Genomic DNA, 23,938 nt, shown 5'->3' on the forward strand with positions numbered 1-23,938 from the left:
GCCGGACCGCGGGGTCCCGACTCGTGATCGCACGTGTGGGGAAAAGACCGGGCGCCGGTGGTTGACGACGCGGCCCCGAGCCGAAGCGGCAAAGGCTTAAGCGATCTGTCGTCCCTGGCACCGCAAATCCTTCGGAGAACCTGGACGAACGCCAGTGCGCCCAGGGCTCGCAACGACCGCGAGCGGCCTTTTCGCCCGACATGCGCCCGCTGGCGGACCGGCATTAGTGGATCTTGCAGGAAGCCTTGCGGATAGTGATCTTGGTGATGGCTTAATGCAACAGAGCCGCCGGGGCGACCCGCGGAGGCAGGGGCGTCGTCGGCTCAGCGGAGAGAATCCGGCACACTACGCGGGTGCGACTTTCGGCGAAGCGGATCGCGGTCACCTCAACTCTGGTCGGGATGGCACCCGCGACATGGTGGATGTTCTTCGCGGATGGCCCTGCTGACTCCCTCGTTGATAAGGCGAATGTAGTGGGAGCACTGTTCGGTGGTGCTGGGCTTCTCGTTGCAGCGATTGTGGCCCTATGGCCCCAGGATCAGCAGGACCACCAGTTGATATCAGATGATCAACTGGGCGCTTCCTCGGATCATCTCGCGAGAGTGACCCTGAACTATTGGCGTGACCAGGCGAGGATCAGAGGTATTCTCGCCCCGGTGCCGGCAGCGGTCCGATGGACATGGGCCGCTGGTGACGTTGCAGTGCCAGCCAAGGACCTGCGGCTGTCGAAGGGTCGGCCGTTCACGCAAGGCGAAGTGACGGCTCTACGTGAGCGACTCTATATGAAGCTGCCGGACAGCCGCGCACGTCTAGTCATTTTGGGTGCTCCGGGATCCGGAAAGACCGGCGCAATGCTGCTTCTTCTGATTGATGTGCTTGAGAACCCTGAGATCGATGCAGTCCCGGTTTGGTTGACACTCGGGAGCTGGAATCCCCGGACGCCGCTTCTCAAATGGGCCGAGTCGGTCCTGATCCGAAATTATCCAAGCCTGGTAGCGGCCGAGCGCGGCGGACGCCGAGTCGTCCGCGAATTGTTGAACGCTGGAAAGGTTGCCTTCTTCCTGGACGGTCTCGACGAAATGCCCGAGAGTCACCGTAGCCGCGCTCTCGAGGCTATCGATCGCGAATCAGGCAGTCTGCGGGTCGTCCTGACAAGTCGTCCAGCCGAATATCGGCACGCCTTGCAGGGTGGTCGGATCTTCGGCGCCGCCGTCGTGGAGACCCTCCCGCTGGACCCCGCGCAGGCACGTGAGTTCCTCCTCCGTGAACAATTGAAGGAACGCCGTTCTGCATGGGAAGAGGTAATTGCGCAGCTGAAGCTGCGACCGGACAGTGTTGCTGCTCGAACCATGGTTACGCCGCTGGCGTTGAGTCTCGCACGGGACACCTATAGCGTCGCCGGCGATCCGCGCGACCTCTTGGATGAGAAGCGCTTTTCAACTAGTGAGGATCTTCTTGCTCACCTCTTAGAGAGGTTTCTCTTCCAGGCATATCCTGAAGATCATCGGCGGCGCCATGTGATCCGGTGGCTGGGTTGGCTCGCGCATCGTATGGGCAGTCGCCGCGACCTTGCTTGGTGGCTGATCCCGCCAGCATTGCTGGTGCGTCGGACGCCACGGGCTTTGACTCGGGTTCAGAAGGCTCAGTCGGACGAGGGTGCAGCGCAAGCAAAATCGCTTCCGCCCGACCAATCGCCTTCCGATCCGGCGGCTCGGCGCCTCAACTTGGCCACTGTATTCTCAATTGCCGCCCTTGCGTCGATAGCGGTGCGAGTCGTGTCGTTCCAACAAATCAACGGTATCGCCTTTTCCCAAGGCCCCGTAGGGGCAGCATGTGGCGTAGTTATCGGCGCCCTTGTCGGGAAGATCCTTGACAGTTCCTCGAAAATCTGGACTCAACCGCTCGCGGATTCCCCGGCGGTTACTTCCGAGGAAGCCTATCGGTCTGAACGTCGGTATGAGATTCAGGCGACGTTGTGCTGCGTCGCGATTCTCGCCCTGATGGGACTGTCGTTTGGGTGGTTTTTTGCCCTCCTCTTCGGTTCAAGCTGTCTTCTCGCCTACGCCTACGGCCCTGCTGTCGCTCTATGGATCATGCAGGCGTCAATGTTCCTACGTGGGCATGGCTGGGTCGACTTCATGCGCCTATTGGGTGACGCTCAAGACAAACAGCTACTGCGTCAAGTTGGCCCCGTATACCAGTTTCGCCACGCCGCACTTCAGGACTATTTAAAAGGTGGAGCGCGAGAGGCCGGGAAGTGGGTCCGTTGACGTACTCTTCGGACGCGATCATGTCGATCTGCGAGGTGCGGTGATGGTGAATGGTGAAACGCCAACCGGCGGTCGTCACTTTCTCGCCCGGCAGTCATTGGGTAGACAGATTCTGCCAATTCTGCGCCGCGTGGTGGAGCGACCGCTCACCTCGTACTACCTACTGCTGGCGAGTGCAGGAGTTCTGCTGCTGATCAGTTCAGTTGTAGGTGACACGTCGGGCGACGGTTGGAAATACAAGTTCCTCGCCATCCCGGGCCTGCTTGGCTTCTGGATCGGCCAGCGGCTGTCGGAACGCACGCTGCGCACCATTGGACCGCTTGTATTGGGTGCCGCGTTCGTGTCGCTGGCCTTACTTGACCTCATCCTCGCGCTCGCTGCTCTAGGGATGATCAGTTCGCCCAAGCTCGGACCGTTCGAGGCTAAGTCGGTTGCGCTTTACATTGGGCCAACGGCGATTCAACCTTCTGAGTTGGTTAAGCTCGGCCTTGCGCTTTGGGGCGCCAATGTCGTCGCACAGAAGGGAGCATCGCTGCGTTATTGGCGCGAGTTGTCCATGCCGCTTTTCCCGGTAATCGGCCTTTGCTTCGTGCTGGTTGGGTACAACGATCTCGGCTCGATGGCGGTGTTGCTGGTGCTTGTCGTCGGACTGCTCTGGACCGCCGGCGTTCGGCTGCGGGTCTTCGGTGCGATGGGTGTACTCGGCATGGCCGGCGTCGGTCTGCTGATCGCTGCCGCTTCCCGGGGCACTGCGACCGACTCGGTGCCTGAGTCGAATCCGCAGCTGGAAGAACTGGCTAGCTTCTTCGGTCGGCCTGAAGATTGTACGGCGCAGTCGTGTGGTCAGCTCGCTGCGGCCCGTTCGGCCATGTCCGACGGAGGTTGGTTCGGTCACGCGTTGGACGACAGGAGCGCTGGGGTCATCGACGCCAGTGCGGCGCACTTCGTTTTCGTGAAGGTCGCCGGACACCTTGGCGCGGTTGGTTGCGTGGTGGTGCTGGCCCTGTTTGCGTTGCTCGCGTACACGGGATTCCGGATCGCGCGGCGAGTGGATCACTCGTTCCGTCGGCTCTGTGCAGCAAGTATTACAACCTGGCTACTCACACAGGCTGTGATCAACATAGGGGGAGTGGTCGGCCTGCTACCGTTCGCCGACCAACCGCTGCCGTTCGTCTCCGGCAATGGCAGCGAGCTCGTGGTCACCCTCACCGCGATCGGGATTCTCGCCGCGATTGCCCGCTCCGAGCCAGAGGCAGCCCGTGCTTTGAACGCCCATCCGCCCGCTCCGTGGGTACGGCTGGTGTGGGCACCGCTTCCTCAGCTTTCCCGTCGCGTCAATGGCCGCATTGGTGACGCATCCTAAAGGAGCGGGTCGCAACTACGCGTGGAAAGCTACAGGCCGTCGACCTCGCGCTGACGCTCTTCCATGTCGGCGATGAATTTGTCGACCTGGGAACGCCGGAAGCGGACGTATTTCCCCACTCGGAAGCCCAATGGCCCTTCGCGGTTACTGCGCCACTTGCGCACAGTTGCTGGAGGCACTCTGAAAATTTCAGCGACCTCTTCGAGAGTGAGAAGTTCTTTGTTGGATTGCTTGTCGGCCGCAGATGGCAAGGTAATCACCGTTCACCCATAATGCGAGCTCATTGATGAGCCGGTTGCAGAAGAGGCGCGCTGGACGTGGGTCACGTCGGCAGGTGTGATTCTGTCCCAGGGAGCGTGTCCCCAGAAGCTGTCTAAGGCTAACCCGAGTCTTTCATTAGGAGGAGGTGCATCCTCCACGTCGCTGCCCCTACCTCTGCGCCGGCGTGGGCCGAGACAGCCTCGGACAGCTAGCCAACCGTGCGTGAGTGTGGCGATGCTCAACAGGCGTCACGATAGCTCTGATGTCGTTCGACGCTGAGCACCAATGTCAAGTGCGGACCGGCCGTTCGGCGGCGGCGGGAGAACGGGATGCGTCGCCTGCGGGCGCTGATCAGTGGTCCGTTCGGGATAGGACGGACAAGAACTGCCTCATGGGGATCGTGTGAAGCCGCAACCGAATATGCTACTAGCTGCGTTGGCATGGCATCGCGCCGAATGTGCCGTACTTCCCATTAGAGCCGACGGGAGCAAGGCTCCGCTTGTCTCCTGGCGACGCTATCGAGAATCTCGGGCCGAAGAGGCGCAAGTACGGGCGTGGTTCGCAGGTAAGCCGCCCGGCCTGGCTGTCTTATGCGGAGCGGCGTCGGGCAATCTCGAGATGTTGGAGCTGGAAGGTCGCGCGGTCACGGAAGGGCTTGGGACTCTTATTGTCGACTTGGTGAAAGCAGCGAACCTCGACGACTTATGGCGGCGGCTGACGGTCGAGGGCTATACAGAGCGAACTCCGTCCGGAGGTGTTCACATCCTCTATCGGGTTCACGGCGAACGAGTAGGCCACAACCTCAAGCTTGCTCGTCGACCGGCCACTGATGCTGAACTTGCCGTCGATCCTGACGTGAAGGTGAAGACGCTTGCTGAGACTCGCGGTGAGGGCGGCTACACGATTGTGGCCCCGTCGCACGGCACTGTGCACGAAACGCGTCGGCCTTGGACGGCTATGGCGGGCGCGACACCTGGACGTATCCCGGCCATCTCGGCTGCCGAGCGTGCTGCGTTGTTGCAGGTGGTCCGCTCGCTCGATGCCATGCCGGCCGTGCCCCCGCCGTCTGTTAGGCGTCCAATGTCCGGCACTGGGCACGATGATGCGCCCGGTGACGACTTCGAGCGGCGAACCGACTGGAGCGAAATTCTTGAGCCCGCCGGCTGGGTCCTGGTGCATGCCATCGGTCGTACCCGGTACTGGCGACGGCCAGGTAAGCGGACGGGAGTGTCCGCGACCACGGGACGAGCTGACGACCGTGACCGCCTGTTCGTCTTTAGCAGTAGCACTGCTTTCGCGAGCGAAACACCGCTCACCAAGTTTCATGCGTACGCTGTCTTGCACCATCAAGGTAATCACTCCGAAGCTGCGCGCACACTACGACGGACGGGGTTCGGCGCTGCGGCTATGGAGGGCGGTGTAGAGCGCAACCCAACGGCGAATGGGCCAACACCGCAAGGTAATAGCGCCGCAGGAGTCCTCAAAGAGACGGCACCTTCGCCTGCGGCGTGGGGCCCGACGGAAGATGGCCTTGCGCGCGCCTTGGTTGCTCACCACGGTCATGAGCTTCGGTACTGCCCGCAGCGAGGGCAGTGGCTGCTGTGGCGCGGCCATCGGTGGGTGTGGGATGACGCCGAGCGCCATCGCGAGCTTGTACGCGAGCTGGCTCGCCAGCTGCCCACAGCCGGTGGATGGCGACGGTTTAGGGCGCAGGCGCTTTCGGCTGGCGGAGTGTCCGGGGTCGTGCGGCTGGCACGTTCCGATCCGGCGGTTACTGTGCCGTTTGCGGCGCTGGATGCGCGACCGTACGAGATCAACACACCTGCCGGCGTCGTAGACCTGCGTACGGGTGGGCTGCGAGCCGCTGATCCGGCCCTGCTGCATACCCGCTCGACGGCTGCGGCGCCGGACTTCGAGCGCCGGTCGGAGGTCTTCGACAAGTTCCTGCACGACACCTTCGGCGAGGACGCGGACCTGGCCGGATACGTACAGCGGCTGCTCGGGGTGTCGGCGATCGGCAGTGTGCTGGAGCAGCTGCTGCCGTTCGCCGTCGGGCCGGGAGCGAACGGCAAGTCGACGTTGCTCGAGGCGGCTATGCATGCCCTGGGGCGGGGCGAGGACGGGTACGCGCGGGCTGGAGCGTCGGAGATGTTGATGGTTCGCAAGCACGCTGAGCATCCCGCGGAGTTGGCGCAGCTGTCCGGTGCTCGTCTGGTGGTGTGCGCCGAGCTCGATGAGGGGCAGCGGTTCGCGGAGGCCCGGGTGAAGCAACTAACGGGCCGGGATTCGTTGTCGGCGCGGTTCATGCGCCGGGACTGGTTCACGTTTGAGCCGAGCCACACGTTGTGGCTGCTCGGCAACCACCTGCCGATCGCCCGCGCGGGCGGTCCGGCGTTCTGGAGGCGGGTGCGGGTGCTGCCGTTCAATCGGGTGGTGCCGCCGGAGCAGCAAGACAAGAAGCTGGGTGAGCGCCTGGCCGAGGATGCGCCGGTGGTGCTGGCGTGGATCATCGCGGGCGCCGCCGCGTATCACGAGGGCGGGCTTCGTGAGCCGGCATCGGTGTCCGCGGCGACCGCGGCGTACGCGCGGGATCAGGACACGGTGGGTCGTTTCGTCGAGGAGCGGTGTCGTGTGCAGGCTGGGGCGGCGCATGTCCGCACGGCGGTGGGTGTGCTGCGGGAGTCCTACGAGCAGTGGTGCGAGCAGCTGGGCGAGCGGCCGGTGTCGGCGAAGCGGCTGACGCAAGAGCTGCAGGGCCGTTTCGCTGTCGCTGACGCGCGAGGCAGCAAGGGGCAACGCTTCTACACCGGCGTGGCGCTGCTGAATGGCGAGGACGGGCAGGGTGCTCTGCCGGTCGCGTCGTGATCGTCGACGCCAGGCGGCTGCCCGGTCGGGGTGACGGGTGACAGATGTGCCGCGTTTTCCCGGTTGAGTGCTCTACGCGCGCGGGCGCGCGTGTACGTGGTGCGCGCGCGTTGCTGGTGAACTGGATCCTGGGGTTGATCTGTCACCTGTCACCCCGTGGGCTACTGTCACCTACCCGACATCCGCTCTAGTGATAAACATCGATAAGAGGTGTTGTGCGTGTCGTGGATCTTGCACGAGGATGGCGGTCATGGGGGGTTCGCTCTACACGCGAGGACTGCACGCACTCGACCGGGGCACGTTCGCCTATCTAAGTCCGCCGGGTACGTGGGGTTGGAGCAACTGTGGGCTGGTGGTCTCCGCTGACCGGGCGCTGCTGGTCGACACGCAGTTCACCGTGGCGCTGACCCGGGAGCTGCTGGACGCCATCGAGGCGCAGTGTCCGGGCGTGGTGATCGAGACGGTGGTTACCACGCACGCGAACGGCGATCACTGCTGGGGCAATCAACTGCTCAGTGACGCGGAGGTCATCGGCTCGGCCGCATTGGCGCATGGCCTAGCTGACGAGGTGCAGCCCGAGCAGCTCGCGGCGCTAAGCGGCCAGGGTTCGCCGGACACGCCGCTTGGCGACTACATGCGCCGGCACTTCGGCATCTTCGACTTCACCGGCGTGCGCGTCACTGCGCCGACGCGGACTTTCACCGGTCGGCTGGAGGTGCCGGTGGGGGACCGTGTGGTCGAGCTGATCGAGGTCGGCCCGGCGCACACCGACGGTGACGTGATCGTGCACGTACCCGACGCCGGGGTGCTGTACGCCGGGGACATCCTGTTCATCGACGGGCACCCCATCATGTGGACCGGGCCAATCGACAACTGGATCGCCGCCTGCGACCTCATCCTGGCCACCGGAGCAGACTGCATCGTGCCGGGGCACGGCCCGGTCACCGACCCGGCCGGCGTGCACACCTTCCGGGCCTACTTGGAGTGGGTGGCGCAGCGCGCCGAGCAGGCGTACGCGGCTGGACTGTCGTACTGGGAGGCCGGATCTCCGTCAACGATCCCACCGGCGTATGCCGGGTGGGGGAACCCGGAGCGTTTGGTAATCACCATGGCGGCCGCCTATCGGGCCCTCGGCGACGGTGCGCACGATCTCACGGAAGTTCTGGCGCACGCGGCGGACGCGGAGCCGCGGAAGGTGTCGCGGTAGCTGCCGCGATCAGTCTTCGGACTCGATCGGGATCAGCATCATGACGCGGCTACCGGGTGCGCGCATCGGTGCGAACGCGACCAGCTCAATGGGCTGCACCTTGCGGTGCAGCGGCAAGTGCAAGGAGCGGCAGTCTCCGTCTGGATGCGGGTAGGTCAGCGGCTGCTCCTTGAACCGTCGGGCGTCCGGGTTCAGCTCCAGGATCTCGTCGATGACGGCGGCGAGGCGCTTGTTGTCCGGGGCTCGGGCCTGAGCGAACTGCATCTGGGCGAACATCTGCGGCGCCCAGTCCGTGTCCCAGCGGTGCAGTTGGGTGCGGGCCTCGGGGAACGTGAATACCCACCGCATGATGTTGTTCTCGTGGCCGGCCACCCACGGAAACCACTTGCGCATCTCGCCGTTGTACGCGACCAGGTCCCACGCTTCGTCGCTGACGTAGGCGGGCCAGGGCTGCGCCTCGAGGATGCGCCGGATCGTCGGGGTAGAGCGCATCGTCGACTCGTCCGCGGCGGCAGCGAGCGCATGCCCGGTGGCGAGGAAGAACAAGAGGCTCTTCTCGGCGGGGCTGAGTCTCAGCGTGTACGCGACGCGGTTCAGGAAGTCGTCGCTGTAGTTCTGCGGCAAACCGCGCTCCAGGGCGCTGTACCAGCCCACGCTGCAGCCGGTCAACGTGGCCACCAGTTCCTTACTGGCTTGCCGGCGGCGTCTCGTGCGGTGGTAGTCCAGACCTGGGAAGGCGTCTTCGGGCTTGAGCCGGAGACGCCAAGCCTTGACGTGGCGAGCCAGTTCATTCGGTTCGGACGTGGGCCGACGTGGCGTCGCCGCGCTGCCCCTGTACGCAATGCGAGGTGCCGACGGGTGCGGACCTGAGGTTCCGGTAGTTTCTGGCGCTGTCATGGGCGGTTTTCGTCGGTGACGTGTCGTCGGTTCGAATTCGTGTGACGGTCAACTTCGTATGCCGGTCGCAAGGTGCAAAGCCTCCCCGGATTTACTTCAGCCTTCGCTGTCCGCGCTCTCGCTCCGCTATTGACTCGCTCCTACTGGAAGGTCATGCGTCGCTGGCCGCGGCCCAGGATCCGCAGCGGCAACCTGCTCATCAGTTGAAGCGGCGGATCCTCCTGACGCAGCGCAGTCCACGACCGAGCTTCGCCGTCGTGGGGGTCAGGTACGTCGGGCGGACCACCATCCCACGGTGAAGACCCCGGCGGTGCGAGCGGCGTCCAGCGCTTGCTTACCGTTCCTGATGAGCTCGCCGGATCTGCCTTCGTAGGTCATCCAGGACTCGGGCGCCTCGGTGCTGCCCATGCAGAGTTCACCGGCGAACTCGTCTTCGGCGTGCGTGACGTCGAAGCCTGCGCTGCGCATCATCGCCGTATACGAGTCGAGGGTGCCCATGGGCCGCGCCAGGCGGAAGTGTTCGCAGACGGGCTCGATCAGCGAGGCGATGTCGTCGGTCGTCTGGTGCCGGCCGTAGGGTCGCTGGATCCAGTCGAGACCGACGAGCCTGCCGCCTGGCTTGACGATCCGGTGGGCGGCCTTGAAGAAGGCCTCCTTGTTGGACAGGTGACAGACGGACTCCATGAACAGCACCGCGTCGAAGGACTTGGAAGGCCACGCGGCCAGTTCCTTGTAGTCCTCATCTCCGACCGTCACAAAGGCGGTTAGGTCGCTCACCCCGCGCTCGGCTGCCAGCCGGCGTGCGCGCACGTTGAGGGACTCCGTGTTCGATAGCCCGACGATCGTCGCTCCGGTCATGGCGGCCATCTGCACGGCACCGCCGCCTGCTCCCGCGCCGAACTCCAGCGCGCGGCTGGCCGGGCGCAGTCCTGCGTGCTCGGTGAGTCGGCGAAGCATCGCCGTGGCGGCTTCCTGCGGGGATCCGCCGGCTTTCTGGACGGCCCAATCCCCGTGGAACCAGGTGTCGCCCATCATCGCGATGTAGGCGAGGGCTGCCGCTTCTCCGTCCGGGCCCTCGTCGTAGAAACGCCGTACCAGTGACTCGTGAGTTGCATGGGCCGTGCCGGCCCTGCTAAGCGCATGCATTTCTGTCCAATTCGTTTTACGGCTGGATTGGGAATGCGACCTCGATCACACCAGGTGGTCTTTGGTGCCGACTGCAACGGGGCAACTACGGGCAAACAACGATCCTTGCCGATGCAGCGGCCGGGATGCATCGCCATGACGGGGTAATCAGCGACGCGGTGGTTACCTACTTCGGGGTAATCTCCGTCGATGATCGCCGGGGAGATCAGGGGAAATCTGCCGCTGGACATCGGGCCGTTCGTCGGCCGTGACGCTCTACTCAAGAAGGTCTGTCGTCTGCTGAGTCATGTCCGGTTGCTGACCTTGACCGGCCCTGGCGGTGTGGGCAAGACGCGTCTTGCCCTGCGCGTCCTCAAGCAGGAGTCAGCCGACAGCGCTTGGATGATAGACATCGAATCGGTGGCTGCTCAAGCCGACCGCAGCCCGGCAAGCTTATACGCTCACCTGGCTTTGGAGCTCGGTATTCACCGTAATGGTGTCGCCGGGCTGGACACCATCCTCGACCATCTGCGTGGCCGACGGGTGTTGCTGGCGCTGGACAACTGCGAGTCACTGGTGCCTGAGGTCAGGGCGTTCGTGCGGGCGCTTCTGGTGGCGGCGCCGCACGTGCGGATTCTGGCGACATCGCGGCAGGTGCTCGGCGTGGAAGGCGAGCACACGCTGGTCGTGCCGCCGCTCGATCTGTCCGCTGCGAGTCAGCTGTTCATCGAACACGCCGCCGCTGCCGGCGCGGATCGCAGGGTCTTGGGCGCCGACCCAGGTGTGGAAGAGCTGTGCGCTCGCCTTGATGGCCTGCCCCTGGCTGTCCGGCTGGCCGCGGCACGGATGTCCGTGCTGTCGGTGGGCGACCTGCTCGAGCGCCTCGACGACCGGTTCCACGTACTCAAGGGCATTGAAGGCGTCGTGGCGTGGAGCTACGAGCAGTGCAGCCATGCCGAGCAACGCCTTTGGGCCGTGGCGTCTGTCTTCGCTGATGCCTTCGACTTGGAAGCCCTTACGGCGATCGCCGCCGGCGCAGGCATGGATCCTCTGCAGGTCATGGACAACGTGGCCGGGCTCGTGCAGAAGTCGGTACTGACGGCGGACACCTCCACCGCCACGACCCGCTACGCGATGCTCAACACGGTGCGTGAGTATGGCGAGCGCAGACTCGCGGATGCCGGTGACGTCGAACGGCTGCGCAACCTGCATTGCGACTACTACCGCGATCTGGTCGCTCGCGCTGCCGCGTCGTGGCTCGGGCCGGCCGAGCTCGACGTCATGGCGGCTGTCCACCGGCAGCTTCCCGATATCCTGGCTGCCATCGAGCACGCCTACGTTGGAGGCGACCTCGCGGCGGCCAGGGCGATCTGCCGCGATCTCGTGCGGTGCCGGGCCCCGTTCTTCTTTGGCTTTCTGGAGCTGGTGAGCCAGCACCTGCACCGCGTGATCGACGCTTCCGCGGCCGCGATCTCCAACCCGGTAGAGGCCGCTGACGTGGCAGCGGTCGCCGCCATGGCCGGCTGGATCGCGGTGACTGTAGGACGCGCTGATGACGCCGACAAGCTGATAGCCGCCGCCAACGACATCCTGGAGCAGTGGCAAGTGGGCGCGATTCCCCCGCTGCTGTTCGCCGAAGGCGGCCGCAAGGCGCTCGGCCTCGGTGTGCGAGAGGGCTTCGGCATGCTCGCCGCGGTCAGAGCGCTGTTCAGTGGGCAGGAGGACGCGGGGGACCGGCATATGGCCACAATGACGTGGGCCATGGGCTTCGCCTTCGCAGGTGAGCCGGACGCCGCCGTCGAAGCCACTGCCGAATATCTGCGGCAGGCCGAGGCGGCGCAGGCTCCCTGGGCGACCTCCTGGGCGCTGTGGACCTCCGCCCTGTCAGCCTTGCAAGCCGGCGATCTCCGTCAGGCCTCGACGTATCTTGATCGATGCCTGATCTTGCAGAGCGACATGGATGATCATTGGGGCCAGACTTGGTCTATCGAGCTGGCAGCCTGGGTCGCCGCCGCCGGGCTCGAGCGGGCCGCGAAGCCGCGCGATCGCGCGCGGCGTGCCGCGTGGCTACTCGGCGCCGCTCAGGCTCGTCAGGACAAGATCGGCGTGCTGATGGCAGGCCTCAAACCCTTCGCGGACCGGCGCGCTCTCGCCCACGAGCAGATCGCACGCGTCCTGGATGAGGTCGCCACCGCTGCGGCGTCGGCTGATGGCAGACGTGCCCATGCCCATGCGATCCGAGTGGCGCTCGGCGACCCGATGCCGCGCGGCCCCCGAGCGGTCATGCGTGACGGATTGACTAGACGCGAACTGGAAATCGCCGAGCTGGTAGCCCAAGGCCACACCAGCATCGCGATCGGTAAAGAACTCCACATCGCCTCGGCGACCGTGGACGCCCACGTGAAGCGGATCCTCGCCAAGCTCGGACTGCGCAGCCGCAAAGCGCTAGCGGCCTGGGTGGCGTCTCGCCAGACGTAGACCCGTGCGGTCTCGGTGAGCCACGCGATTGGACCACAGCTCGTGGTTCATGGGGCGGCGTGCGCCTTGGCCGCCGCTGCATGAAAAGCGTCGCAATGCACGCAAAGCACTGCCTTAACTCGACAGTGACAATGCCGCAATCGCAGTGTGTAGTCAAAGATCGTCAGCGCGTGCACGATGTTGACTTCGTCGACGCGAAGCCGTCCTCCCAGGACGGCATGAGCCGCGAACCAACGGCTCTCACCCACCGCGTCCTGTGGAGAGGAAGTCATGACTCGAACGGCGCTGGTCATCGGAGGAAGCCGCGGCATCGGGCATGCCACCGCACTGCTGCTTGCACAGCAGGGACATCGCGTGGCGATCACTTACCGCGACGCTGCACCGTCGTCGAGCCTGATGTCGGTCCGCTGCGACGTCAATGACCCGGAGACGGTGGAAGCGGCATTCGCGGCGGTCGAAGAGGAGCTGGGCCCGGCCGAGGTGGTCGTGATGAATGCGGGCATCACTCGGGATCTGCTTCTGGTGCGGATGGCCGAGGAGGAATTCGCGTCCGTTGTCGACACCAACCTGACGGGAGCCTTCCGTATCGCCAAGCGCGCCACCCGGGCGATGCTGAAGGCCAGGTGGGGACGGCTGATCTTCATCTCGTCGGCGGTGGCGCTGCGCGGTGAAAAGGGACAGGCGAACTATGCGGCCTCCAAAGCAGGATTGGTCGGCTTCGCGCGTTCACTGACGCGCGAGCTCGGCAGCCGCAACATCACCGCGAACGTTGTCGCTCCCGGCTACACCGAGACGGACATGACCGCGTCCCTGACCGACGCGCAACGTGAGCACATGCGATCACAGATCCCGCTCGGCCGCGCAGCTCAGCCTGAGGAGGTCGCGGCGGCGGTCGCTTTCCTCGCCAGCGACCAGGCCGGCTACATCTCCGGGGCGGTGTTGCCCGTCGACGGCGGCGCCGGCATGGGTCACTAGCAATCCCAGCAGGGCGCTAGCCAAGACACATCACCATGGGGGAGAAGGGCGTGCTGAACACCCGCGACCAATCCACATATGTGACGGGCGCCGACCGAACGGAGCGCCCGCGAGCCGGAAGGACGAGATTCCGCACGGAAGGGGGCGAAGCGATGGAGCCGGCCCAAGCGCAAGCGCACGACGGGTCGGAGGCAGCCTTCACCTTCGGTCGATGCCTACGCCGTGCCCGCATGGCCAAGCAATGGTCGCAGCTACAACTGGCGCACCGGATGCGTGAGGTCGGGGCCGGGCACCATGGCGCTGCCACCATCGCCTCCCTGCTGATCATGCTCAGCAAGTGGGAGAACGACCGGAAGCATCCCAACCAGTACAACCTGCATCTGCTGGCTGCAGCGCTGGACATCCCGGTGGAAGGCCTGCACCTGCCGGTCGATCCCGACTTCGTCTTTTAACAGCACGCGCGCCGGTGCAGCAGCCTGCGACATTCTGCGGCGGCCCGTGCAACCTCAGCGGCCCCCAGCAGTGCCAGCGTGCTCAGGATGCACTCCGCTGAAGACGCCGAGCGCCCATACCAGAACACCGGCATAGACGTGCAGGGCATCGGCGAACTCGACCAGTCGATTGACGCCACCGACATCGCTCACGGTCACGGTCGCGATGTCGTCGTATGCCGACGCTGGATCGCCCTGCATGCGATCGGTGATCAATTCGCTGAGTGTGCGCCGGGCATGAGCCACGGTCTCGTTCTGCTCCGACGCCACCCGGTCGTCACCATCGCTGCTAAAACGCACCTCCGGCAGGTAGTGGCCCCACGCGGCAATCACATCGGACGGAAGAATGACACTGGAGCCCGGTGGCGGCGGCATCTCATCGGTCACTACAGCCTGGGCGACCTGAGTGGCATAGACCGCGTAGACCGTCGCGGCCCGGGCAAGCACCACGATGGCCTGTTCGAAATGCTGATCGGTGAGGCGCTGTAGATCGGTGAACGCTTGCGGTGCCGGCGTGCCCGCGCAGTCGGCGGCGCGTTGGGCCTCCAGGATTGCTTCGATTTGCATCCCCTGGGCCGATACGGCTTGCAGGTAGACAGCGGACTGGTTGCACGCTGTTCCCATCGCGATGAGCGACCGGCGTACGTCCGCTGGCAAGCGCACCCCCATATGCCGCTGCAACAGCTGCTGCGTGGTCACACCCATGCGCGCCCGTCTCCTGTCAGTCGGCTGCCCGATTCGCACGCCCCGTGGCGGCATCCCGTTCGGTTGCAAGCTGCATATCGGGCGGCGCGCCGCGCGTCAAGGCGGCGCAGCAGACAGCCCCGGACAGCCCCAGACAGCTACCTCGGCGAGGCAATCTCGCGGAGGGTCGAATCCGTGGTCGACGTTTCCCAGACTGAAGGCGCTGAGCAATCCGGCGCCCTTTCCCAACCTGGATCGCGGGCCGAGTCTCACGCACCGCTAGCCCGCCCGGCTCACCTGCCAATCCCGGCCTCGAGCCTGGCCAGACTGCCCCGGCACCGCCGCAAGACACTCGCCCGGCTCCTTCTCGTCCTGGCATGCCGACGTGCCGAGGCGACAGCGCCCGACGCAGCTACCTGACCACTGCGCTCCATCTCCGCGTCGCTATCCCGCGGCGCTGTCTCTGCGAGAGGTTGCTTGCTCATGCACCTGCGTTACCTCACGGCGTGCCGGCTGGCCGCGGCCCCGATCGCCGCGGCAACAGCTGCCCCGGCCTCGGCCTCGCCGACGCGGCCTGACATCGCAGCACCCACCTCCGGCTCCGCAACCATCGGCATGTCGGCTAACCGCATCACCGCCGGTCGCAGCGGCATCGCTGCGGCGGCCGCGCTGGCGGCTGGACTCGGCACTTTGCTGATGTTCACCGGCCGGCGCGGCGCCGAAGCTCAGCCCGTACGCCCCGCGCGGCGACGTCCGGCGCCGGTCCCATTCCTCACCGCCGCATCCGCCAACGACCTCCCGTACGCCGACGGGCAGCAGGTGCTGCCCGATGCACCGATCGACGAGCACCGCCACCACAAAGGGACCGGTGTGGTGGTTCACCCACGCGCCCCACTGCCGCTGTTCGACAGCTCAGGCCGCCCCTTCGCTCTAATCCGGCCCGCACACCCGGGCGGTGAGACCTGGCTGCCCGTCATCGAGCAGCAACCCGGGTGGCTTCGCGTGCTGCTGCCGGCGCGCCCCCACGGCGTATCCGGCAGGCTCGACGCCACCCGCGTCACGAGCGCAGCAAGCCGTCACGAAATCCTGGTCCACCTGGATACGGCGCGACTTCAGCTGCTGCATGACGGCCGCCCGATCGGCACCTGGCCTACCGCCACCACCCCCAGCACCGGGCTTCCCACGGGACGCACCTTCCTGCTCGCCATTGTGCGCCGCACACCCCACACGGCCCCGATACTGCTGCGCCTGGCCACCCACGGTCGAGCGGACCAGCCGGGGCTGGCCACCATCTGCCCCCAGCCCACGACAGGCGCGGAGCTCCACAACGATGCCTGCATCGGTGTGCCCGCCGCTGCGATGACCGTCCTCGACGCCGTCGCACCCGGCTGCCTCGTGCGCATCTGCGTCCGCTGACCTGCCCCGAGGGGCCCAGCCCACTCCACGATCACTCAAGGAACGCCCATGCGACTCGATCCGTTCAGCGAGCCCTACAGCCGCGATCCCGCCGCGACCTGGCGGCGCATGCTGGCCACCTCAGCATCCGTCAGCTACGACCCGGAGCTCGGCATGTGGCTGATCGCCGGGCATGACAACGTCCGCGATGTTCTGTCCGACACCATCCATTTCAGCAATGCGAGGACTCTGGTCCCCATCACGCAGGTCAGCGCACCGGCCGGCGCGATCCTCGCTGCACTCGATGCCCCGGCCGTGGCCGTCACTGCCGACCCGCCGCAGCACCTGCGCACCCGCGCGATCCTGCGCGCGCTGTTTCCCACCACGGCCGTGCGAGCGCAGCAGCAATGGGGAGCGCTCATCCAGGCCCGCGTCGACCGCCTGGTCACCGACCTGGAGCAGCAGAGCACCGCGGACCTGATGCATTTCGCCGTGCACCTGCCGCTGTACGTCATCCTCGACGTCCTCGGCCTGCCCCTCACCGACGCCGCCGACGTGCGCGCCTGGACCGACGACTTCTCCCAGCTCGCCTGGGGCAACCCCACCCCCGACGCCCAGCTCGCGTACGCCCAGTCGACTGTCGCGCTGTGGCGGTACTGCGCCGACGCGGTCACCGCTCGCGCCGACAGCGGTAACTACGGCAGCGGGCTGATCGGTGACCTGCTGCGCTACCGCCACAACGACGACGCCCACCTCACCGTCGCCGAGATCGCCGCGCTGGCGCTCAACATCGTCGGCGCCGGCTGGGAAACCACCGCCGGCGCCCTCGGCCACGCCCTGGACCACGCCCTCACCGAACCCGACCGATGGGCTCGGCTGGCCAACGACGAGCACTCCCTGAGCCTGCACGTCGAGGAAACGCTGCGGCACAGCCCTGCCATCGACGGCTGGCTGCGCTACACCACCACCGAAGTCACCCTCGACGGCGTCACCATCCCGGCCGGGAGCCGTTGCCTCGTGCTCATCGGCGCCGCCAACCATGACCCCGCTGTCTACGACGAGCCCTACGCCTTCGACCCGCTGCGGGTCCGCGCCGGTCAGCACCTGGCCTTCGGCGCCGGCCCGCACTACTGCATCGGCGCCGCCCTGGCCCGTCTCGAACTGACCACCGCGCTGCGGACCCTGGCCCGCCGGCTGCCCGACCTCACACTTGATGGCGGCTTCCAGCGACAGTTCACACCCAGCGCAGCGTTGCGCCAGCACACAGCTCTACCGGTGCAGCAGCGACCGGCGCGATGCCCCGTGGCCCGCCACAGCTCTTGAGGCACGGCCACGCCGCGGCGAATGTCCGATCGACGACATCTGATCATGCAGTCGTCAGGGCCGAAGCGATGTCGACGGATGCGCTGGACGCTGCGGCGGAGGAAAGCAGACTTGCCGTTGTGCTATGTGCTTCGACACCGACCACTGCACCAGGCCTAGCTCGCGGAGATCGGCCAGCAGCGGAGCGACATGCCGGTCGTAGATCATCGGCGCACCCTCAACCGGACGGCCCGCTACCCCTTCGGCCTTCGGGGCGCGCGCGACCGCATCCCCGCGTCTGAGGCCGTCCCGGCTCGTTCAAGGAGCGGAGGTGACAGCCCAACCCCTTTCCGCCTTTACGGCCCGCGCAACATCAGGTACGAATGACAGCGCAGCGCAGTCATTGCGTGACCGTGCGCTGACTGGTGTTCGCTGTGCGGGGGAGGGCCAGCTTGAACGATCAGCAAGGCGCGCTACCACTCATTCTCGAGATCGTGGACAGCCCCGAGGACGATGGCGCCGAGGCCCAAGCAAACTTCCGCTTCCAGTGTGAGGTCATCGCCAGGTGGTGCTACGGCCTGCTCGACCCCAACGGCCCCACCGCTGTGGTTTGTGAACACCACGAGGACTTCATCGTCATGTTCGGCGACGGCAGTCTCGACCTCGCCTCCGTCAAGCACCGCGGCCGCAACCGCGGTACCTGGTCAATCGCTGACCTCTGCGGCGAAGGGGGCCTGACCCACCTGTTCGACCGCTGGCTCGCCGTCAGCGCCTCCGGCCGGACCATCCGCGTTCTGCACGTCAGCAACGCCGGCCTGACACAAGGCGACGGCCAATCCGCTGAGCTGTCGAAGCTCTGCGATAGCCCCCAGCGCGATCCCGCTGACCTGCTCGGATGGGCCAAGAAGCTAACCCGGCAGTTCCTCATGGTCGCCCGCCACAAACGCACTCCCTCCATACCCCAGCGCGAACCACCAGCACGCGCGGATCTTCTCGATGATTGCGACTCGCTCGTGTCCGCGGTCAGCCGCTTCATCGCCATCCTGACGTTCATCGCCGTGCCCCACCGCGACGACATCGCCGCCAGCACCATCGTCGACAAGCTGCTACCCCTGCGCCAAGACCGGGGATGGGGGACCCACGAAGGTCAGCGGTACCACGAAGGCGTCGTCGCGCTCGTCGAGAAGACCGCCCGCTCGTTCGGCAAACGCCGCCTCGACCTGGCGCAGCAGCTTATCGACCTGGCGATGTGGCCAGCCGCCGCCGAACGCGAAGAACGGCTCGCCAGCCGGTTACTCGATCAGAGCATCCTCGAGACAATCACCATCAACGAGCTCGACGTCCCTCTCGTCCCGCCAGGAGAAGCCTTGCTACCGGCACCGGGGGGCGCCGACCTGCGCCGCAAGATGAACGACGGCCGACTCCCCGTCACCGCCCACCGCCTCGCCGAGCGATGGCGCTCCGCCTGGTACACCACCCACCGCTCCCGCCTGCCCGACCTGCCAGGAGACGCCTCCGTCATCTTCCAGATTGAGACCGAAGTCCTCGAGCAAGTCCTCGACGCCCAAGACGCCGTCACCCGATCCGGCGCCACACCGTACGGGCCGGCGCTCTTTCACCACCTACGCGACAACATCCGCGTCTCCGCGTTCCGTGACCCACCCCCGCTACGCATGAACGACCAGCACGCACTGGGGGTCGCCTTCGAGCTCAGCGAGCAATGCGAGTTCGACTTCCTGGCACCCAACGAAGCCGGACCCGACAACCCAGTAGGAACCACGGAAACCAGCCATGCCTGAACGCGACCGCCGCACCCGCGCGCAGCTACGCGCGCGCCGCCAGCGAGCCGCAGCCCACGCCATCGCCGCAGAAGCAGCCTTCCACCAAGCTCGCGTCCTGCTGCTCGTCGCCGCCTTCTCCGGCCGCACCCGCGGCCTGCGCGCCCTGGCGCGGCTTTCCCGACTGGACTTCCTGCTCCGCTTCCCGCCCGTACTCGAGTTCATGAACCTCGACGGCCACCCCACCTGGCCAACAACAGCGGCCACCGTCCCCGCCGAACGCCACGCCACCGACATTGCCTTCGCCAGCTCACGCTACGGGCTCTGGACCGACCGATACACACTCATCATCGGAGCGCTGCTCAGCAAACAACTCCTCAGGGAAGTCCCCGGCCGCACCCTCGAAGTCATCGCCACACCGGCAGGCCGCACCGCAGCAAGCGAACTGGCCGCCACCACGGAATGGGCAAGAACCAAACACCGCGCCGACTTCCTGCATCAGCGACTTGACCTACCCGCCGCCCGTCTCGATCAACTCCTGCGACCGGCCATCGCCCGCATGGAGACCGCCCTGCTCAAGGTCGGCACATGAGTAAACGCCTGCGAATCCGATCCATCGAGATCCACACAACCAGCACCAGCCGCCGGTTCACCTTCGACCGGCCGCTGACCGCCTTGATCGGCCCCGTCGGCTCCGGCAAGTCCAGCCTGCTGATGCTCATCAAACACGCCACCGGCGGGCGCGCAGCTCTTACCCCCGCCGTACGCCGCCACGTCACCCGCGTAGTCCTCGACATGCAAATCGATGACACCCGCCTCACCCTGGCACGCAACATCCCGGACCCGGGCGGGAACATCGAGCTCGTCGACCCGACCACCCACGACACGGAAGAGACCCTGCCCGTCCGAAGCCGCGACGGCGCAGAGACCATCTCCGACCGCCTCCTTCACCTGCTCGGCATCCCTCACGAACGCATCCCCACCCGCCGACGCGGCGCCACCTCCGACACAGTCGCCATCACCTTCCAGAACCTGATGGCGTACCTGTACGTCGAAGCCGTCGACATCGACCGCTCCATCGCCGGGCACACCGAGACCTACACCGACCGCGCCCGCCGCGCCCTGTTCGAGTTCATGTTCGGCCTCAACGATGCCGAGCTGGTAGCCCTACAACGACGCGAAGGGCAGCTCAACACCGACATCACCAACTACAAGGCCGAGGTCGCCGCCGTCGGTGCGTTCCTCGAGCAGACTCAAACACCGGAACAAGACGGCATCGACGAAGACCGCCGCAACACCCTGGTCCGCCTTACCGAACTCCGGACAGCGCTCGACAACATCACCTCCCAGTCCGCCGCCACCGGCGCCACAGCCGACACGCTCTACGCCGACATCGACCGCGCCGCTACCGAAGAACGCAACCTGCACCTCGAAGCAGCCCGCCGAGCCGATACCGTTATCGCTCGCCAAGCAGTGCTCGCCCAGCTCGAACTCGACCACCTACGCGCGCAGCAATCCAACGTGGCCGCTCGTATCCTCGGCACCCTCGAGTTCGCGGTGTGCCCCCGCTGCCTGCAAGACCTCGACCATCGCCCCATCCCCGAAGACCATTGCCGCGTTTGCCTGCAACCCGACCCGCCGGGCCTGGCCGCCACCGAGGTCGACGACGAAACCCGAAACCGACTGCAGATCCAGATCGACGAAACCCGAGCCTTGCTCGCCGCAGACCGAACAGCAGCCGAACGGGCAGCCGACCTTGCCCGGACCGCCCGACTGCATCTGAGCGCCGTCCGGCAACGCGTCGATGCCATCACCCGCGACCGCGCGGCCCCCTTGCTCAACCAGACCGCCGAACTCAGCGCGAGACATGCCACCCTTCTCGCCCGCCTCGGCCGCCTCGACGAGATGACCAACGCGCGGGAACGATTCGCCGACCGCGAACGACGACTTCGCACCGCAGAAGCTGAACGCAAGACTGTCCGAGCCGACATCAAGCAGCGCAAGCAAGCCATGAGTGACGCGCACGCCCGCGTCGGCAAGTTCAATGAAGCCTTCAAACGCGAAATCACCATGATCGGCGTCCCCGGCGTCCAGGAAGCCTTCGTCAGCACCGACGACTACCTGCCCCGCGTCAACGGATCCGTCTTCCATGAGATGCAGGCTTCCGGCGGAGGCATCGCCACCGCCGTACACGTCGCCTACAGCCTCGCCCTGATCACCGTGGCGCTCGACGACAACGAGATCCTCGTACCGTCATTCCTCATGATCGACTCTCCACAGAACGCCATCGGGCAAAGCCCAAGCGACGTCGAACTCAGTCAGCACATCTACGAACGCCTCATCAACATCACCGACGCTGCAGGCTCCCGCATCCAGCTGATCATCGCCGACAACAGCCTCCCCGCCCCCTCGAACCGAGCGAACTGGAACAGCATCCACACCATCAGTTTCGGCTACGGAAACGACGCCATGATCCCCGGCGTGTGGCACGCCGGGCCGTCAGCGGCCACCAGAAGAGTCGAGGACTCGGCTGACGACGAATAGCTCACGACCTCTCCAGGGTTAGGTGCAACCGGTGGGATGTCCGGAGCGCACGCTGGGGAGAAGCTGCCCCTCGACGTTGAGCAGGCGGCAGACCGCGCTATCCCGATTCGTGCTCGTCGATCATCAAATGTGGTTTTCGACTGCCATCATGACGTGATGGCCTCTCAGGGAGACGGCCCTTCGCCGAGGCGGCGTAGCTAGGCGTTGACGCTGCAGGTTGTGACCGTTGCGCTCGGCGTGGTCGTCAGCGCGGCCACCAACATAGGAACCGGCTTACCGTTACCGACTTGGCTGAGAAGGGCCACCGTAAAACTCATTGCTCGTACCAGCATGTCGCCCCCGGCCGACTCGGGATCGCACCCGATCGTCACATACCGTGACCGCGATGCGCCGTGTTGCGGCGATGGCGTCGAGGTGAAAGGCCATCTCGATTCCAAATAGCTGCACTCTGCAGAACGGAACCGATCCGGCGCGCCCCCTCGACGCCATATAGCCACGCACCGGCAACTGGGTGGAAACCCACAGCGGCGGCGTCCTTCTGTTCCGGCGGCGACGGCGCAACTCCCTATCGCGGGGACAGCGGTAGACAGGGCCGGTCAGCTTCCGGCCTCCTGCACGCCACGGCATTGTCGAATACGTAATCGACAGGCAGCCCCCGTCATGCGATTCGCGTGTGAGAGGGACATGACGGCCGACGGATGTGCGTCCGAAGGGGCGCCGGTCGTACCGAGAAGTGTGAGCTCATCCGCCTGGAACGGCGTCATGGTGCATGCCCTTTTCTGAGCTGTCGATTGCCGGCCGGACCCCGCTGGCTGATGCCGAGCTGACCACGGCGGCTGCCCCCATCAGCCGCCGTGGTCGGCCGTGCAGACCGACACGTCCTACGTCCGGGAGATGCATGGTGCTGTCCTTGTCCGCCCCGGCTGCGCCGGACACCCCGATGAATGCGCCGGGTGTAGCTGCTCGCCATTCGCTGCCTCTGGAACACGGCGGCGAGGGGCCCGACTCGCATGCGGCGGCGTACGACTTGCGCGGCCGGGAACCCGTGGCGGCGATCTCTGTGCGAGCGCGTCCGGTGCCGCACGAGTTCGGCCCGCCGGACGTCGCGGAACGGGTGTGGTTGGGCGCCGCCGCCCTGAAACCGGCAGCGGTGGTCGCGGTGTCGTCGGCTGACGGAGGCGTCGGCCGTTCCACGCTGGTCGCCGCGCTCGGCGGCCTCCTCGCCCTCGCCGTGCCAGGTCCGGTCATCGCCGTGGACATGCACCCGGTGCCATGGGGTGGCCTCGTCGAACGGGTCGGCCGTTCGAGCGCGGGAACGATGTGGGACGCCGTCCGCGACCTGCACACCCTGGCCAGCCGCCGTGAGGTCGCGCGGTGGACCCAGCGGAGCCCGTCCGGATTGCTCGCACTGGTCGGCGAGGCCGAAGGGCAAGGCCGTCGCCCGCCGCGCCACGACGAGGCGGCAGCGGTCGTCGACGCCCTGCGCCGGCTCTATCCGCTGACCGTCTGCGACGTTATGCCCGCCCTGATCGCCGGGGTGTGGCGCACCCTCGCGGCCGCGCACGCACCGGTGCTGGTCGCTCGGGCCACCACCGACAGCCTGCACCACACGATGCGGCTGGTCGCCCATCTGCGCGCCGCCGGGTATGGCCGGGTCGCCGACCGCGGCGTGCTCGCGGTCGTGGCGAGCTCACCGGCCACCGACCGCGGCGTGCGCGCCGTCATTCAGCAGGCCGCCACATCGGTTCCGGCGGTGGTGCCGATTCCCTTCGATCCGCAGCTGGCCCGCCCGGAACCGATCGACGTGCGCCGCCTGCGCAAGCCGACCCGCCGCGCCTTGGTTCAGCTGGCGGACGCGGTAATCCAGCGATGCGCCGATCCCCGGGCCGAGTTGCCCGTCGGTGCAGGCAAGGAGCGTTCGTGATGCTGACAGCTGCGACAGCGTGGCTCGCCGTGCGGCTACCTGCCGCAGTTCAGGAGGTCCTGGCAGCGCCTGCGCCGACTCCGGCGCCGTCGAACGGCCCCGGCGGCTTCGACTGGAAGCGCGTGCATCCCGACGGCTCCGCAATTCCGAAGTCCGGCCTCTTCTACACGATCATGAACGCTGTCATGTGGCTCGGCATCGTGGCCGCGTTCTGCGGCCTGGTCGCCGGGGCTATCGCCTTCGGCGTCGGCCCCATTTTCGGTGCCCACATCGTGTCCGACCGCGGCAAGAGCATGATGTGGCGCAACGGCCTCGTGGCGATCATCGTCGGCTCTGCCACCGCCATCATCGCCGGGCTGCTGGTGCTGTGACCACGGCC

General features: G+C 66.2%; 18 protein-coding genes. 14 read left to right on the top strand and 4 right to left on the bottom strand.

The genetic code is table 11. The features are described from left to right. Positions 1-353 precede the first annotated feature (353 nt). Positions 354-2,270, top strand: a complete 1,917-nt coding sequence (locus ACIBO8_RS09980) for an NACHT domain-containing protein (RefSeq protein ID WP_396114790.1) — start codon at positions 354-356, stop codon at positions 2,268-2,270. A 43-nt stretch (positions 2,271-2,313) separates the two neighbouring features. Next, positions 2,314-3,633: an FtsW/RodA/SpoVE family cell cycle protein gene (locus ACIBO8_RS09985; RefSeq protein WP_396114791.1), complete on the top strand. Its 1,320-nt coding sequence runs from the start codon at positions 2,314-2,316 to the stop codon at positions 3,631-3,633. Between the two features lie 29 nt (positions 3,634-3,662). Here the strand turns inward: ACIBO8_RS09985 and ACIBO8_RS09990 are convergent, their stop codons facing one another. Then, entirely contained in the window at positions 3,663-3,893 is a 231-nt protein-coding gene (locus tag ACIBO8_RS09990; RefSeq protein WP_396114792.1) for a helix-turn-helix domain-containing protein, read from the bottom strand. Positions 3,894-4,314: 421 nt separating this feature from the next. Between ACIBO8_RS09990 and ACIBO8_RS09995 the strand changes: the two genes are divergently transcribed. Next, on the top strand, positions 4,315-6,759 hold the full coding sequence (locus ACIBO8_RS09995; RefSeq protein WP_396115601.1) for a phage/plasmid primase, P4 family: 2,445 nt from the start codon (positions 4,315-4,317) through the stop codon (positions 6,757-6,759). A 250-nt stretch (positions 6,760-7,009) separates the two neighbouring features. Further along, positions 7,010-7,966 carry an MBL fold metallo-hydrolase gene (locus ACIBO8_RS10000; protein ID WP_396114793.1) on the top strand — a complete coding sequence of 319 codons (957 nt, stop codon included), beginning with the start codon at positions 7,010-7,012 and terminating at the stop codon, positions 7,964-7,966. Between the two features lie 9 nt (positions 7,967-7,975). Here ACIBO8_RS10000 and ACIBO8_RS10005 read toward each other — a convergent pair whose 3' ends face one another. Together ACIBO8_RS10005 and ACIBO8_RS10010 are read right to left on the bottom strand one after the other, a co-directional pair. Continuing rightward, positions 7,976-8,863, bottom strand: coding sequence for a helix-turn-helix transcriptional regulator (locus ACIBO8_RS10005; protein ID WP_396114794.1), 888 nt, complete (start codon positions 8,861-8,863; stop codon positions 7,976-7,978). 264 nt (positions 8,864-9,127) lie between these two features. Continuing rightward, complete coding sequence (locus tag ACIBO8_RS10010; RefSeq protein ID WP_396114795.1) at positions 9,128-9,895, bottom strand: class I SAM-dependent methyltransferase; 768 nt, start codon at positions 9,893-9,895, stop codon at positions 9,128-9,130. Positions 9,896-10,198: 303 nt separating this feature from the next. Between ACIBO8_RS10010 and ACIBO8_RS10015 the strand changes: the two genes are divergently transcribed. From ACIBO8_RS10015 to ACIBO8_RS10025, 3 genes are all read left to right on the top strand, one after another. Then, positions 10,199-12,466 (top strand): ATP-binding protein, encoded by a 2,268-nt coding sequence (locus ACIBO8_RS10015; protein WP_396114796.1) that lies wholly within the window; start codon positions 10,199-10,201, stop codon positions 12,464-12,466. 270 nt (positions 12,467-12,736) lie between these two features. Beyond that, positions 12,737-13,441 carry a 3-oxoacyl-ACP reductase FabG gene (gene fabG / locus ACIBO8_RS10020; protein WP_396114797.1) on the top strand — a complete coding sequence of 235 codons (705 nt, stop codon included), beginning with the start codon at positions 12,737-12,739 and terminating at the stop codon, positions 13,439-13,441. A 230-nt stretch (positions 13,442-13,671) separates the two neighbouring features. After that, positions 13,672-13,893: a helix-turn-helix transcriptional regulator gene (locus ACIBO8_RS10025; protein WP_366157953.1), complete on the top strand. Its 222-nt coding sequence runs from the start codon at positions 13,672-13,674 to the stop codon at positions 13,891-13,893. 54 nt (positions 13,894-13,947) lie between these two features. On the opposite strand, the gene ACIBO8_RS10030 is transcribed toward ACIBO8_RS10025, so the two are convergent. Continuing rightward, positions 13,948-14,637 (bottom strand): hypothetical protein, encoded by a 690-nt coding sequence (locus tag ACIBO8_RS10030; protein WP_396114798.1) that lies wholly within the window; start codon positions 14,635-14,637, stop codon positions 13,948-13,950. Between the two features lie 462 nt (positions 14,638-15,099). Between ACIBO8_RS10030 and ACIBO8_RS10035 the strand changes: the two genes are divergently transcribed. From ACIBO8_RS10035 to ACIBO8_RS10065, 7 genes are all read left to right on the top strand, one after another. Further along, positions 15,100-16,032: a hypothetical protein gene (locus ACIBO8_RS10035; protein WP_396114799.1), complete on the top strand. Its 933-nt coding sequence runs from the start codon at positions 15,100-15,102 to the stop codon at positions 16,030-16,032. 48 nt (positions 16,033-16,080) lie between these two features. Next, positions 16,081-17,334 carry a cytochrome P450 gene (locus ACIBO8_RS10040; RefSeq protein ID WP_396114800.1) on the top strand — a complete coding sequence of 418 codons (1,254 nt, stop codon included), beginning with the start codon at positions 16,081-16,083 and terminating at the stop codon, positions 17,332-17,334. A gap of 431 nt (positions 17,335-17,765) precedes the next feature. After that, positions 17,766-19,112 (top strand): dsDNA nuclease domain-containing protein, encoded by a 1,347-nt coding sequence (locus ACIBO8_RS10045; protein ID WP_396114801.1) that lies wholly within the window; start codon positions 17,766-17,768, stop codon positions 19,110-19,112. Next, positions 19,105-19,683: a hypothetical protein gene (locus ACIBO8_RS10050; RefSeq protein WP_396114802.1), complete on the top strand. Its 579-nt coding sequence runs from the start codon at positions 19,105-19,107 to the stop codon at positions 19,681-19,683. The genes ACIBO8_RS10045 and ACIBO8_RS10050 overlap by 8 nt, the downstream gene beginning before the upstream one ends. Next, positions 19,680-21,635 carry an AAA family ATPase gene (locus tag ACIBO8_RS10055; protein WP_396114803.1) on the top strand — a complete coding sequence of 652 codons (1,956 nt, stop codon included), beginning with the start codon at positions 19,680-19,682 and terminating at the stop codon, positions 21,633-21,635. Before ACIBO8_RS10050 ends, ACIBO8_RS10055 begins: the two co-directional genes overlap by 4 nt. A gap of 1,060 nt (positions 21,636-22,695) precedes the next feature. Continuing rightward, positions 22,696-23,559 (top strand): MinD/ParA family protein, encoded by an 864-nt coding sequence (locus ACIBO8_RS10060; protein ID WP_396114804.1) that lies wholly within the window; start codon positions 22,696-22,698, stop codon positions 23,557-23,559. Next, positions 23,559-23,930 carry a hypothetical protein gene (locus ACIBO8_RS10065; RefSeq protein ID WP_396115602.1) on the top strand — a complete coding sequence of 124 codons (372 nt, stop codon included), beginning with the start codon at positions 23,559-23,561 and terminating at the stop codon, positions 23,928-23,930. Before ACIBO8_RS10060 ends, ACIBO8_RS10065 begins: the two co-directional genes overlap by 1 nt. Positions 23,931-23,938 lie beyond the last annotated feature (8 nt).

The sequence above is a fragment of the Actinoplanes sp. NPDC049681 genome (genome assembly GCF_044465265.1).
Classification (GTDB): domain Bacteria; phylum Actinomycetota; class Actinomycetes; order Mycobacteriales; family Micromonosporaceae; genus Actinoplanes.